Genomic DNA, 14,447 nt, shown 5'->3' with positions numbered 1-14,447 from the left:
AAATAAGATGCTGAGAACTATTTACAGCGTCATTAAAAACAAAACACCATATCGTCAGGATTATATATGTCTTGATCCGAGAGAGAAAAATATTAATAGCTCCACTAATAAAGTGGCTTAAAAACTTGTAATTAATTAGAGTATATGAAACGAATACTCATTATTTTGGCTATCAGCCTATCAACTACCTTAGCACCCATGCTGGCTCAGGAGGTAGAGAATATTACGATTAGTCAACTAAAGGAACGTGTAGCTGCGGGTGCCGATACCTTATATGTAATCAATTTCTGGGCTACCTGGTGTCATCCTTGCGTTGAAGAATTACCCATATTTGAATCAGACGAAGTACAACAACTCGGTTCAAACCTAAAGGTACTATTGGTTAGTCTCGATTTTAAATCGCAAAAGGAAAAACAGCTACTACCATTTTTAAGTAAACGTCAGATTAAGCCAGAAGTAGTTTTACTTGATGAGCGAAACCCCAATGAGTGGATTGATAAGATTGATGCCACTTGGTCGGGAGCCATACCTGCAACCGTGGTGTATCATCAAAAAAAGAAAGCGTTTCACGAAGGTGAGATGGACGTACCCTCGTTATTGGAGCTTATTTCAAACGTACAATAATTAATAAACACAGATATGAGAAGAATTATTTTATTATTAGGCCTGGTTGTTGGTGTATCATTGGCAACACAAGCACAAGTAGAAATAGGTGATAAAGCACCTGATTTTAAATTAACAAATACCGATTATCAAAAGGTAGCTCTGTCAGATTATAGCGAGCACGATGGCGTTATACTTATTTTTACGTGTAATCATTGCCCTTATGCCAAGTTTTACGAAGAGCGCATAAATGAATTGCATAAAAACTACGCACCTCAAAAATTTCCTGTTGTGGCCATCAATCCAAATGATTCAGTGAAGTATAAGACAGATGGCTTTTCGCACATGGTAAAAAAAGGATATGCTTTCCCATATTTGTTGGATAATGAAGGTGTGTACAAAAGCTATGGAGCAACCAAAACGCCACATATCTTCTTGTTGGATAATACATCGGATGGTTTTAAAGTGGCCTACATTGGTGCCATTGATGATAGCCCACAAGAAGCATCACAAGTAAAGGTTAAGTATCTTGAAGATGCGATCAAAGCTGTACAAGCTGGCAAAGCTGCCAATCCAGCATTAACAAAAGCGATAGGTTGCGGCATTAAGCCATTTTAGTTAAAGAATCATTTAGGTCCTATGCGTAATTAATGAATATTCAGTAGGACTAGGTGGGAATGGGCCTCCAGGGAAATTGCTTTTAAAACTAATTATACCACCCCGCCTGTCGGCACCCCTCCTAAAATTCAGGAGGGGACGGTTTTTCATCCTTCTCCTTCTTGCCAAGGAGGAGTACCACGAAGTGGGGAGGTGGTTAATATGCTTAAAAGCGAATTTCCTAAATGGGCCTCAGCCTGTGAGCCAAAAAACAGGTTTGAAATGACGCTTAAAAATTGTTTTCTGTTTGAATCCTGTTGAGGTGCGAGATAGGATGAGTTTAAAACAATTTCAGTCATGAAACCTAGTTTTTTGAGTGAGAAGGGTGTAGCCTAGACTTTTTTTGCTTCCGTTTTTTGTGTCATGACAAAAAATGAAGTCCGGTTTGGGCGGATAGCCCAATAGAAAAAAGTGGACAACATTAGTTCAACAACAATAGCGTCCTAAACCTTTTTGTACAACAAGCTGTACGTCTTGTATTATCTCGGCCTCAGCCAGTGAGCCAAAAAACAGGATTGAAATGACGATTAAAAATTGTTTTCTGTTTGAGGCTTTTGTAGGAACGAAAAAAGTCGAGTTTAAAACAATTTCAGTCATGAAACCTGGTTTTTTGTGAGAAATGGGTGCAGCCGACGGACTTTTTGCCAACTTTTTTGACTGTAGAAAAAAGTTGGAGCCATCGCGGCTTTAGCGAAAAAATAATTAGGACAATATTAGTTCAACAATATCTTTTTATGAGTACATGGTTTCATTGCTAAGATGAAACCATTACTTTTGTATCGAATTACAAAATAGTGCATGAAGTTCGTTTATAAATCATTATTAGCATTGGCGGTCACTAGTACGGTGTGGGTTACATCTTCGATGGTAAACCCTGTTGTGGAGTCGTATGGCAGTGACTTAAATCCAACGATAACCAAGGCTAGCTCATTTCATGTTCCCGGCTTTATGTCGGACAATAAGGATTTTGCCCCTTTAGACAAGCAGATTGAACGTTTTATGCGTCGCGAGATGTTGCAAGGTGCTTCTGTGGCCGTTGCCCGTGATGGTGAATTGGTGTATGCCAAAGGCTTTGGTAATGCCGATAATGAAACGAACCAGGCTGTTGAGCCACATCATTTGTTTCGCATTGCCAGTATTTCCAAGCTTGTAACAGCTGCTGGTGTAATGAAACTACGTGAGCAGGGACTCATTAGTTTGGATGATAAGGTATTTGGTGTTAATGGTATACTTAATGATTCGATTTACCTCAATTACCGCGATAAGAGAGTTGAAGATATTACGGTGCGACACTTGTTGGAGCATAGTGGTGGGTGGACAACCCGTTGGGGCGATCAAATGTTTATGCCTACCATTGTAGCACGCTCATTACAGGTGCCTTTACCTGTTAGTAAAAGTGATATTATTCGATTTGTACTTAATAAGCGCCTGCATTTTACACCCGGTCAATCTACCTATTATTCCAATTTAGGCTACATGTTGTTGGGTGAGGTTATTGCTGATGTATCAGGAATGGATTACGAGAAGTACATTCAAACCAATTTATTATATCCTTTGGGTATTTTTGATATGCGCATAGGAGGAAGCCATTTGCACGAAAGGGCAGAGATGGAGGTGAAGTATTACGAGCCAACACCAACTTTTTATGTGTCGGATCACAAGGGAGACACCACACAAGTGTTACGTACTTATGGCGGTAACGATATGCATGCCCTGGGTGCTGCAGGTGGCTGGATTGCCTCATCTACCGATTTGATGAAATTGATGCTGGCCATTGATGGTTTTGATACTTACCCCGATTTTTTACAGGCCGAAAGTGTAGAGGCCATGGTGAGTAAAGAGGAAAATAAATTTGGCCCTTTGGGCTGGCGCCGTATCCGCTCTCATACCTGGTACCGAACGGGTACTTTAGCCGGTACATCGGCTTTGATGGCAAGGGCTGACAATGGTATTTCATATGTGGTTCTGTTTAATACGGGGAGTTGGAAAGGGCCTGCTTTGGCCAACGATATTGCCAGGGTTATGGATAGGGGCATAAAAGGTGTTAAGGAGTGGCCCGATTATAATCTTTTCGAAATGGACAATACCTGGTCCTCAGCCCGTAAGCGTCCGCAGGTTATCTACTAAATTTCCAGAACTTACACCGTAAGGTGTTAATAATTAGTATTTATGAGAATGGGGCTAGTGATCATCCCCAAGGGGCGCATCGCTATCCCCAAGGGGCGAACAATAATCCCCAGGGGGCACATAATGATCCCCAAGGGGTGCAGAACAGTCCCTTAGGGGCAAAGCATTCGCCCCTAGTTTCGAAACATTATCCCCATGGGGCGCAAGGATATTTACTAGGGGCACAGGTCTATCCCCAGGGGGCGAACGATTATCCCCAAGGGGCGAACGACGATCCCCAGGGGGCACATGATAATCCCCAAAGGGCACATGGTTATCCCCATGTGTAATTCCCTAAAAAAATACATCGGATCTGGATAAGCAGCACGTTAATCCGGATGCGATCCTTATTGAGTCAAATTATTCTCTTTTTGTCTCCTAAAACAGGCTCCCTTGTACAGCTTGGTCGGTCACATCCACAATTTCATCCTCTTCGCGCAAATACCATAAAAACCCTTTCACATTCTGGTAGCCCATTTGTTTGAGTAAATCCATATAGCGCTTTACCTGTAAGGCATATTTATCTTGTTTCAATTCGCCAAACTTATAATCCACTACAATCACTTCTTCCTTGGTGATAATGACACGATCGGGACGATAGGTGCCTGTGGGTACCATAATGGTTCCCTCGTTAATGATTTTATTCTCGGGTTTAAACCAGTTTATAACCTGCTGCTGGTTAATTTTTGAGTGTACAAACGTTCGAACGCTATCTCTCTCAGAAGTTTTGATCTGTCCGTTTAATATTAATTTGGTAATGGCTGTATCCACATCTTTATTAGTAAGAATTAGTTCAAACAGGCGGTGCATGAGTTTGCCGTGTTTTAAGTGCTTGAGGCTATCGGGTGTATTCATCGCGACACTTTCAGGATGTATTTTTATGCGCGAACCAAAAGCAACGGTTTTAAACTGTTCTTGCTTTTGTTCACTAAAGGCTGCTTTCTTTGCTTGCTGAGGAATACTTCCAAACTCAAACACTTGCTCTTGATCATCCCAACCATCTAGTAATTGTTGGTGTAAATTCTCGTCTAAGCCCGATAGTAGGTTAAACTGGTTAATTAAACGAAACAATAGGTGAGAGGAATTTTTGAAGCCTCCTGTTTTACCCGGTTTTTCACCCATTATAATCAAGCTTTCTTCGGCACGTGTGAGTGCTACATATAGCAGGTTGAGGTTATCCACAAATTGGTGCAGGCGTTCGCTCAGGTACTCATCGATAAAAATAGAATGCAGCAAGGTGTCGGAGTAGTTGACTGGTACCAACTCCAATTCATCAAAAGGAGCACACGATGGTTTGGTCCAGATGAGACTGCCACGCCCTTTGTCATCAATATTCCAGTTGCAATAGGGAAGTACCACGGCCTTAAACTCCAAACCTTTCGATTTATGAATGGTCATCACATTAATGGCATTTTGCCCTTCGGGAACTGAAATAGCTGTTCCGTGGCCTTTATCGTCCCACCAATTAATAAAATCGTGCACATTAACCGAGTAGTTGCTAACGTAATCGCGTACAGTGTCTAATAATCCTTGTAAAAATATAAATTGGTTCTGATGTAAGTCATCTGGTAATCGCCTCACCAAAGTCTCAGCCATTTCAAATAAAGGTTGGCCTTTTAGTTCCAATAGTTCATTGGACAGTTCTTCAAAGGCATGTTGTTCACCGTGTAAGATGGCTGTGTCGCAATGGCTTTCATCATCGGGTGTTTGGTTTTGGTAGAAGTGACTGTAGAGCTTAATAAATGCCTCAAACACTTCGTTGTCTGGCTCTTGAATGTATTTTATTTGCTGAATAATAAGATTAACAGCCGGTGAACTGCTCAATAACAAAGTTTCGTTTGAAATAACCGGATGTTTTCTGCCATTTGGTGAGTAAGTACCCGAAAGCAATGCTTCAGTAATTTCTTTCCCTTCGCTTTTGCGGCGCACCAACACGCAAATATCCTGGTATTCGTAGCCTTCGTCTACCAGACGTTCGATTTGAATAACAGCCTTTTCAGTGGCATTGGCTCTGAACTCGGCATTTTTACCATCTACAAAATCAACATGCACAAAGCCTCCTGATCCCTGTGATTTGTTGGCCACCTGTTGCACGGTGTCATCATAGGCAATGTTTATTTTTTGCTGCAGATCGGCAGGTATGTCTTCTTCTGAGAGTGCTTCTTTTGACGAATTAATAAATTCGGTTTGCAGCATGCGAGAGGCACTCGTAAAAACAATGTTATTAAAGTTGATGACGTTTTCGGTGCTGCGCCAGTTGGTATCCAGTGTCATGGCATTAATACCATGGTTCTTAAAGTCGATGTTCACCTGGTCGCTTAGTAGTTTCCAATCTGAGTTACGCCATCGGTATATCGATTGTTTCACATCACCCACAATCATGGCTGTGTGTCCAAAGCTCACACTATTTTGTAGGAGAGGTTTAAAGTTATTCCATTGCAAACGCGAGGTATCCTGAAACTCATCGATCATATAATGATGAAAACGTGTACCAGTTTTTTCGTAGATAAAAGGTGTTTCGTTTTCGTCAATGATTTGGTGCAGTAGGCGGTTGGCATCGGCCAAAAGAAACAAGTTCTCGTTTCGAGCCAGTTCATTTACCTTCAATGCTATGTCGGTGGTAATACCCAATGCATTAAGGTTAGACAGGATGGCTTTGGCAGTAAAAAAGTTCGTTTTTTCCTCTTCAAAAGTGCTTTTCAAACGAGTCAAAGCCTCATTCAATCCTGCATTAAAACAGTCGATAATTAAACTGTTATCCGACTCGGAGTTTTTATTGTGAAAACACTCCTCAGGATTATTGACCAAGGGGATGAGTTTTCGAATCTCCAGGTAATCGGCCGCTTTGGATACATTGACTAGCTTTTCTAATTTTTTAAGTGGAGAGCGCGATTTACCCTGCAGTTTATCCCAACTTATCCCATGTTGCTTTAATGTTTCAATACCTTTTTGAGCCGCTTGCTGAATCGATTTTTCGAAATGATCACTTATTTTTTTTAGCTGGTAGCGATAAGCGTTTAATTGCTTTTTATCGCGAAGCTTCTCCAGAACCTCAGGCTTGAGGCTTTGAAACTCTTCCTTAAAAACTTCTCTACCCAATGAATTGAGTTCGCTGGCAATATTCCAATCTTTTCCCTCTTCAATTTTTGAAAGGGTATGTTTGATCAACCATTCTTTAAGGTCTTCATTGCCTTTGAGTTCCAATTCGCGCAAGAGGTTATCTACCGCCTGTGATAAGATGCGATCGGAATCCAGCTCCACCTTAAAATTAGCTGGTAAATTGGCTTCGTAAGCAAAGGAGCGTATCACTTTCTGGAAGAAGCTATCGATGGTGTTAATTGAGAACTTTGAGAAGTCGTTTAATATGTTAATCAGAAGCGTGCGTGCTACCTTGCGAATATAAGCTTCCGGCTTCTGATGTATTTTCATCAGCTCATCTAAATAATCTGGTTTGTCAGCCGTGGATAAAGCAAACAGGTTCTCCAGAATGCGGTTTTTCATTTCAGCAGTTGCCTTGTTGGTAAACGTTACTGCTAAAATGCTTTTGTAGCTTTGCGGATCACTAAATAATAGCTTAATAAATTCTCCTGAAAGGGTGTATGTTTTTCCAGAGCCGGCCGAAGCACGGTATATTTTTAATTCTGACATGAACGATTCTCTTTGTTATCAAAAGTAATGATAAATTGCCAATAGAGCTTTGCTTAAACTCTCGATTTGAACTTCTCATTATCTTTGGGTATTAAGGATTGTGCTTGTAACGGCGTTAGCGGAATTATAATTAAAATAATTGGGTTCAGTTCGTTCATGTGGCTACCTACATGGAAATCGAATTTAAGATTCAACCACTTTGTGGTTGCTACTAAAAAGGTATATATCATACCCCCTGCATTCCATGCAGGGTTATTAATATTAAATCCTTTTCAGGATTTATCCCCAACAACCACAGCGTGGTTGAATAAGAATAACCCCAGATTAAATCTGGGGCAAAATAAAATTCTCAATTATTGAATCCTAAAGGGATTCAACTTTAAAATGGGATTGCCGTGGTGCTACCTAGCAGTAATTTGTTTGAGCTTAAATATTTAATAAATTGCGATAAACAATTCCTTTATTCATCAAAATCGCCATTATGAAACGAATTACTGTTACGCTTTCCCTTTTAATTATTCTGTGTGGCCTTCAGGCTCAAGAACCAAAAAAAGATTATTCCCAAGCTTTAGAACTAGTTGAAGTGTGGTTAGATGCTCAAAAGGATTTTGACCGTTTACCAGGTATTTCAGCAATTGTTATCGATGATCAGGAAGTATTGTGGTCAGGTGCTGTAGGGTATTCAAACCCTGACAAGCAAGTTAAAGCGAGTCCTCATTCCTTATACAGTATCTGTTCTATCTCTAAGCTTTTTACATCGGTTGCCATCATGAAATTATACGATGAAGGTAAGCTGCGTTTGGATGATAAAGTGAGTGATTTATTGCCGAATTATAATTTACAACAACAATATCCGTCAAGTGGTCCTATTACTGTTCGTTCTTTGCTAACACATTCTTCGGGCTTGCCAAGAGAAGCGGCTTTTCCTTACTGGACCGGACCCGATTTTCCCTTTCCCAGTACAGAGGATGTTGATGCTAAATTAAAGGATCAGGAAACACTTTATCCGGCAGCTACTTATTTTCAATACAGTAACCTGGGTTTAACCTTATTGGGGCAAATTGTCGAGGAAGTTTCAGGTCAAGCTTACAACGATTATATAGATCAGAATATTATTAAACCCTTGGGACTTTCAAATACCAGAACTGAGCTTCCTAAGAAATTATATGGAAAGGAATTGGCACAAGGTTACAGTGCTTTATCCAGAGAAGGAGCAAGGGATAAAGTCAATTTTTTTGTGGCGAATGGTATTACGCCAGCTGCTGGATTTTCTTCCAATGTACATGATTTAGGTAAGTTTGCATCATGGCAATTTCGCTTAAGAGACAGTACAATAAATGAAATTTTAAGGCCCTCAACATTAAAGTATATGCAAAATGTGCATTGGACAAATCCTAATTGGAAAACCACATGGGGCTTAGGCTTTGTGGTGTATAAAGGTGCTAATGGCAGCACTTGGGTTGGTCACGGTGGTAATTGCCCCGGATATCAAACAACCTTGCAACTCGATCTAAAAAACAAGCGTGCTTATTCGGTAATGATTAATGCCAATGGTAGCAATCCATCGAAGTATCTAAAAGGGATAGATGCCATTTTGAATTTAGTTAAAGCATCAAAAAAAGAAACAGGGGAGATTACTAAATTAAACGACTTTGTAGGCTACTACAGTGCAAAGCCATGGGGTAGCGAAGTGTATGTTGGCATACTTAACGGTAAGTTGTGCACCATGCCTTTACCTCGTGATAAGCCAGCAGAGGCCATCACATTTTATAAGCACATTGAGGGGGATACGTTTCGTAGAATTAGAGACAATAAGGACTTAGGCGAAACACTTTATTTCCAGCGGGATGAAGATGGTAATATTTTAAGTTACAAGAGCCATGGTAATTATACTAAACGCATTAACAGGTAATACCAATTAAATATTAAAATGTGCTGGTATAATGCCGATACATATTCAAAGTGCTTTTAGGAGTGAAACAAACTGAAGGCACATTTTGAATAGATCGGTATAATTGAATGATAGATTGCAATAGTAAAACATTGCAAAAACAACAAAGCCCGACAATAAGCCGGGCTTTAATATATCAGTGAACTGATAAGCTTAGTTCTTTAATGATTTATTGAGGTGAACCATTTTAATAGCTGTTACAGCTCCTTCGTCACCTTTGTTTCCGTGTTTACCACCACAACGGTCAAGAGCTTGCTGCTGATTAAGTGTTGTTAGCAATCCAAAAATAAATGGGATTGGGTATTTCATATTCAACTGTGTCATACCTTGGGTAACACCATGACAAACAAAGTCAAAATGAGGTGTATCACCTTGAATAACACAACCCAAGCAAATGACTGCATCCACGTCAGTCATTTCAGCTATGTACTTAGCACCTGCAGTTAACTCAAAACTACCAGGTACATATTTTTTAATAATATTTTCTTCCGAAGCACCATGCTTAATAAGTGTATTATAAGCGCCTTGGTAAAGAGCTTCTGTAATTTCAGTGTTCCACTCCGATACCACAATGCCGAATTTCATATCAGCTGCCGATGGAACATCTTCTATATTGTAATCCGATAGGTTTTTAAGACTTGTTGCCATTGTATTAAGTTTTGTGCAAAAATAAAAGAGGTTGCCTAAAAAGACAACCTCTTACTTATATTTTAGTTCAAATTACTTTGATTGTAATTCGGCGCGTGTTAAATATTTATCTACTTGACGAGCTTCAGCCGATGTAGAGTACTTATCTTTAATTTCTTGATAAGCTTTAATAGCACCTTTGAAGTCACCTTCTAATTCGTACATAGTACCTAGTTTCATAAGGTATGTAGGAGCAGTTAAGGTATTATCAAACGAAGCAGCTTTTTTGTATTGAGAAATAGCATCGCTGTTTTTATTCAATTCAGCATAAGCATCGCCCAAAGCGCCAGCAGCTGTAGCAGCAACCATTTCTTCACTTGTTGAGAAATCTTTTAACAAGTCAACAGCCTCGCTGTAGTTACCCAAGTGTAAGTTTGAAACGCCTGCGTAATACACAGCCAAATTACCTACAGTTGTTGAACCGTACTCATTAATAATATCCATGAATCCGGCATATTGTGCATCGCCGTTTAATGCCAAGTTGAAAGAGTCTTTTTCAAAATACTGCTGAGCATAGAAAATATCTTTCTGAGCATTTTCCTCTAAAGGCATGAAATAAAATTTCTGTATACCCCAATAACCAGCAACAATAACAATAATTGCCAAAGCAATCATGCTTAGTCTATTCTGATTCTCTTCAATAAAGTGCTCCGTCTTACTCAATGCGCTCTCCACATTCTCGAAGCTATCATCTTGTTGCGTATTTTTCTCTTTTGACATTTTAAAGTAAATTTTTATTCGAATGCCAAAAGTAATCGTTTTGGCCTAAAAACAAAAGGTGGCTTCTTACTTTTTGTAGCTTGTTGATAAATTAATCGCACTTGAGTAGTTATTTCATGTCCAATGAATTTTAAGTACGGATTGTATATGCTTATTTCATTCATGTACTATTGGTTCTTACATTGTCTATTTTCGATTGAAATGGGGAATATTAGGATGTATTTAATGAATTAAATTCCAATTAAACGAACAATTGGTTTTGAGGCTCGTTTTGTTTCGTAAACCGTATTAGTTACTTTTGCACAAAACCAATATACATGCATATTAAGCACCTTAATCTCATCAATTTTAAAAACATCACACAGGCCGAAATTGAATTTTCGTCGGGTATTAATTGCCTGGTAGGAGAGAATGGTGCCGGTAAAACAAATGTGCTGGATGCCATTTATTACCTGTCTTTTTGTAAAAGCTATTTTAATTCTGTTGATAGTCAGAATGTCACCCATGAACAGGAATTTTTTGTTGTTCAAGGTCAATATGAACGTCAAAATGAAGATGAACATATTTATTGTGGATTAAAGAAATCGCAGAAGAAGCATTTTAAACGAAATAAAAAGGAGTATGGGAAATTATCGGAGCATATTGGTTTATTGCCACTGGTAATGATTTCTCCCTCAGATGAACAGTTGATTAACGAGGGCAGTGAGCAGCGTCGAAAATACATGGATGGAGTAATATCACAGTACGATAAGCCGTTTTTAGATGATTTAATGCGCTATAATCGCTCTCTATTACAACGTAATGCCACGCTTAAGCAATTAAAAGAAAGGCAGTCGCGCGATTTTTCAATGCTAGATTTGTGGGATGAGCAATTGGAGCAATTAGCCCAGCGTATATATGGTAAACGCATTGATTTTATTAAAGAATTAGTGCCTGTATTTCAAAAGTATTACGCTTATATTTCTGATGGAAAAGAGGAGATAGCATTGAATTATAAGTCGCATTTACATAATGGCTCTCTTAAAGAGCAATTGCTTGAGGTGCGCTCCAAAGATGCAATACTAGGTTATACTACTAAAGGTGTTCATAAAGATGATTTAGAGTTGTTGTTGGGCGGTTATCCTATTAAAAAGATTGCTTCGCAAGGGCAAAAGAAGACCTTTCTTATAGCATTGAAATTGGCTCAGTATGAATTTATTCATAAGCACAATGGCATAAAACCAATTGTATTGCTCGATGATATTTTTGATAAGCTTGACGATGCTCGAAGTAATCGTTTGTTACAATTGGTGTCGGAGGATGTTTTTAATCAGGTGTTTATAACGGATACAAACCGTTCGTATTTACTTGATATTGTAGAGCGAACGGGTAAAGACTTCAAGTTGTTTGATGTGGCACAAGGGCAAGTTTTAGCAGATTAATTTCAACAATAAACGATACTTTCGATGAGACGACGTAAAACCCAGGCGATAGGAGAGTTGGTTAAGCAGGTGCTTAAGCAGCAAAACCTTAATACGGGCATACACGAGCAACGTGCGGTAAACTATTGGCCTAGAGTTTTAGGGCCAGCTGTGGCTCGGGTTACGCATCGTATTTACATTCGTAATGGTGTTTTACATGTAGAGCTTACTTCTAGTGTAGTGCGTAATGAACTGATGATGTGGAAAGATAAAATCATTACACAAATGAACGAAGCCATTGGTGCTCGTGTAGTTTTGGACATTGTGTTTAGATAACTCACGCTGAAATTAATAATGTTATACTGGAACAAAACCAATTTGTTAAAGGTTGGAACAGAATGCCTATTTTACACCTAAATTATATTGAGATGCAGAAAACAAAAGCCCCTCGCAGTAGCAAAGGGCTTCGTATTTGGAGTTAGTGCTTTATGCAAAAGCTCAATATTCTCTTATTAAGGATGTCTTTCTAATAATTCTTTATCACTAAAGAAGAAGTGACTTTCTCGATCGGCACTGGCATCACTATCAGATCCGTGAATGGCATTATGAGCCTTACTAGCTGCAAAAAGTTTACGAATAGTACCATCCTCTGCTTCAGCCGGATCAGTACTGCCAATTAATTTTCTAAAATCTTCAACAGCATTTTCTTTTAAAAGAATAGCAGCCATTATTGGTCCAGATGACATAAAGTCAACCAAGTCGGGGAAAAATGGTCTATCTCTGTGCTCCTCATAAAATGTTTCTGCATCTTCTTTTGATAACTTTAAAGATTTAATGGCCGAAATACGAAATCCGGCTTCTTCAATCATATTTAAAATAGCGCCGATGTGTCTGTTCTTTACAGCTCCCGGCTTAATCATGGTAAGTGTTTTAAGTCCTGCCATATTTCTTAATAATATAGTGTAAGGTAAAAAATTATAAATCCTAAAATACAAAAAAAATAATGTCTCAAAATCTATATCTTTGTGAATTCAATAAATTTTTAAGATGAATATTCAAGACAAGTCACAAATAGAATCATTTACAACCAACATAAACAACAGTCAAAAAGTTATAATTGTTCCGCATAACAACCCCGATGGTGATGCATTAGGCTCTTCTCTAGGTCTTTGCAATACATTAAAAAATATGGGTAAAGATGTTACGGTGATTTCACCCAATGAGTTCCCTGATTTTTTGAATTGGATGCATGGTGTTGAAGATGTGTTGATTTACGATAAAAATATTAAGAAAGCGAAGCAGCTGATTAATGATAGTGAACTGGTTGTTTTTGTTGACTTCAATGCTTTGTCGCGAATTAAATTAATGGGACAAGTATTTGAGAATGATACAACCCCACGCATAATGATTGATCACCACCCATATCCGGAGGAAAATACAGCCCCTATCCAAATTAGTGTGCCAGAAGCCTCTTCTACTTGTGAATTGTTGTTTCATGTGCTAAGTGAGGCAGGTTTAAAGCCATACATCACTAAAGAGGCGGCGGAATGTATATATGCAGGGATAATGACTGATACCGGGTCTTTAAACTATAATTCAAGCCGACCAGAAACATATTTGATAGTTGCTGAATTACTTAGGATGGGTATCGATAAGGAGCATATCCACCATATGATATTCCATAATAATTCCTTTGACCGCATGCGTTTACTAGGGCACGCATTGGGCGAAAAGATGGAACGTATCCCTGATCAAAATGCTGCATTTATAGCTTTGAGTCAGGAGGAGTTAAAGCGATTTAATTTTAAGCCAGGTGATACAGAGGGGTTTGTTAATCAAGCGCTGTGGATTGAGGGGGTTAATTTATCTGCTATGTTTACCGAGAAAAAGGACATTGTGAAAATATCATTTCGCTCGCGGGGTGGCTTTCCTGCAAATAAATTTAGTGAAACCTATTTTAATGGAGGCGGGCATTTTAACGCTGCAGGTGGAGAAAGTAAATTAAAACTAGATGAAACAGTAAAGCGGTTTAAAGAGGTACTAATTGAGTTTTGTGATGCCAATGGTTTTGAATAATAGAATATTACTTCTTCTGGGATTCATCTTCCTGTTCTTAGGAGCGTGTAATGAAAAGCCAAAGCAAAGAAAGCGTGTTACACAAGATATGCTTTTGGAGATGAATAGGAAAATGGTAAGTGCAGAAGCTGAAGTTATTGAGAAGTATATTGAAGATAACAAGCTGGATATGCAAAAGGCCCCAACGGGCTATTATTATCAAATTACAACTCCATCAACAGGTGACTCAATAGTTTTAAATGATGTTGTTACATTGGCGTATACCACCAGATTGCTGAATGGTACAATTTGCTATTCATCAGCCACCGACGGGATGTTACACTTTACAATTGGCAAAGCTCAGGTTGAGGCTGGTCTCGAGCAATTTGTACAACAAATGGGTGTTGGGTCGATTGGCAAAATAATTATGCCACCTTATTTGGCCCATGGAGTTGCTGGCGACGGTAATAAAATTCCTAAATTAGCCATTATTATGATGGATATTGAAGTGGTGGAAGTAAACCGTGCTTCATCAGTTAAATAAATAGGTTTGAAGATTA

General features: G+C 38.9%; 13 protein-coding genes. 8 read left to right on the top strand and 5 right to left on the bottom strand.

All coding sequences use genetic code 11. From position 1 onward, the window contains the following. Positions 1–144 precede the first annotated feature (144 nt). Entirely contained in the window at positions 145–624 is a 480-nt protein-coding gene (locus FNN09_RS10050; RefSeq protein ID WP_221932471.1) for a TlpA disulfide reductase family protein, read from the top strand. Positions 625–639: 15 nt separating this feature from the next. Continuing rightward, entirely contained in the window at positions 640–1,221 is a 582-nt protein-coding gene (locus FNN09_RS10045) for a thioredoxin family protein (RefSeq protein ID WP_221932470.1), read from the top strand. A 146-nt stretch (positions 1,222–1,367) separates the two neighbouring features. Here the strand turns inward: FNN09_RS10045 and FNN09_RS10040 are convergent, their stop codons facing one another. After that, entirely contained in the window at positions 1,368–1,559 is a 192-nt protein-coding gene (locus tag FNN09_RS10040; protein WP_143302060.1) for a hypothetical protein, read from the bottom strand. A 499-nt stretch (positions 1,560–2,058) separates the two neighbouring features. Between FNN09_RS10040 and FNN09_RS10035 the strand changes: the two genes are divergently transcribed. Further along, entirely contained in the window at positions 2,059–3,387 is a 1,329-nt protein-coding gene (locus tag FNN09_RS10035) for a serine hydrolase (protein ID WP_143302058.1), read from the top strand. Positions 3,388–3,804: 417 nt separating this feature from the next. On the opposite strand, the gene FNN09_RS10030 is transcribed toward FNN09_RS10035, so the two are convergent. Further along, positions 3,805–7,074, bottom strand: a complete 3,270-nt coding sequence (locus tag FNN09_RS10030; RefSeq protein ID WP_143302057.1) for an exodeoxyribonuclease V subunit beta — start codon at positions 7,072–7,074, stop codon at positions 3,805–3,807. Positions 7,075–7,555: 481 nt separating this feature from the next. Between FNN09_RS10030 and FNN09_RS10025 the strand changes: the two genes are divergently transcribed. Beyond that, positions 7,556–8,986, top strand: a complete 1,431-nt coding sequence (locus FNN09_RS10025) for a serine hydrolase (RefSeq protein ID WP_143302055.1) — start codon at positions 7,556–7,558, stop codon at positions 8,984–8,986. Between the two features lie 192 nt (positions 8,987–9,178). On the opposite strand, the gene ribH is transcribed toward FNN09_RS10025, so the two are convergent. Then, the gene (gene ribH / locus FNN09_RS10020; RefSeq protein WP_143302053.1) at positions 9,179–9,673 is read right to left on the bottom strand and encodes a 6,7-dimethyl-8-ribityllumazine synthase; all 495 of its coding nucleotides are present in this window, start codon (positions 9,671–9,673) and stop codon (positions 9,179–9,181) included. 72 nt (positions 9,674–9,745) lie between these two features. After that, on the bottom strand, positions 9,746–10,432 hold the full coding sequence (locus FNN09_RS10015; protein WP_143302051.1) for a tol-pal system YbgF family protein: 687 nt from the start codon (positions 10,430–10,432) through the stop codon (positions 9,746–9,748). Between the two features lie 317 nt (positions 10,433–10,749). Here FNN09_RS10015 and FNN09_RS10010 point away from each other — a divergent pair, with 317 nt between their 5' ends. Further along, positions 10,750–11,853: a DNA replication/repair protein RecF gene (locus FNN09_RS10010; RefSeq protein WP_143302050.1), complete on the top strand. Its 1,104-nt coding sequence runs from the start codon at positions 10,750–10,752 to the stop codon at positions 11,851–11,853. Between the two features lie 24 nt (positions 11,854–11,877). After that, positions 11,878–12,168 (top strand): DUF721 domain-containing protein, encoded by a 291-nt coding sequence (locus tag FNN09_RS10005; protein ID WP_143302048.1) that lies wholly within the window; start codon positions 11,878–11,880, stop codon positions 12,166–12,168. 176 nt (positions 12,169–12,344) lie between these two features. Here FNN09_RS10005 and ndk read toward each other — a convergent pair whose 3' ends face one another. Continuing rightward, the gene (gene ndk / locus FNN09_RS10000; RefSeq protein WP_255434082.1) at positions 12,345–12,752 is read right to left on the bottom strand and encodes a nucleoside-diphosphate kinase; all 408 of its coding nucleotides are present in this window, start codon (positions 12,750–12,752) and stop codon (positions 12,345–12,347) included. Between the two features lie 127 nt (positions 12,753–12,879). On the opposite strand from ndk, the gene FNN09_RS09995 reads away from it, so the two are divergent. Both FNN09_RS09995 and FNN09_RS09990 read left to right on the top strand, forming a co-directional pair. Further along, positions 12,880–13,908 (top strand): bifunctional oligoribonuclease/PAP phosphatase NrnA, encoded by a 1,029-nt coding sequence (locus FNN09_RS09995; protein ID WP_143302045.1) that lies wholly within the window; start codon positions 12,880–12,882, stop codon positions 13,906–13,908. Beyond that, complete coding sequence (locus FNN09_RS09990; protein WP_185968957.1) at positions 13,901–14,431, top strand: FKBP-type peptidyl-prolyl cis-trans isomerase; 531 nt, start codon at positions 13,901–13,903, stop codon at positions 14,429–14,431. The genes FNN09_RS09995 and FNN09_RS09990 overlap by 8 nt, the downstream gene beginning before the upstream one ends. Positions 14,432–14,447: the final 16 nt, after the last annotated feature.

Source organism: Carboxylicivirga sp. M1479 (assembly GCF_007097485.1).
GTDB lineage: Bacteria > Bacteroidota > Bacteroidia > Bacteroidales > Marinilabiliaceae > Carboxylicivirga.
This window is presented reverse-complemented; position numbering and strand designations above follow the sequence as displayed.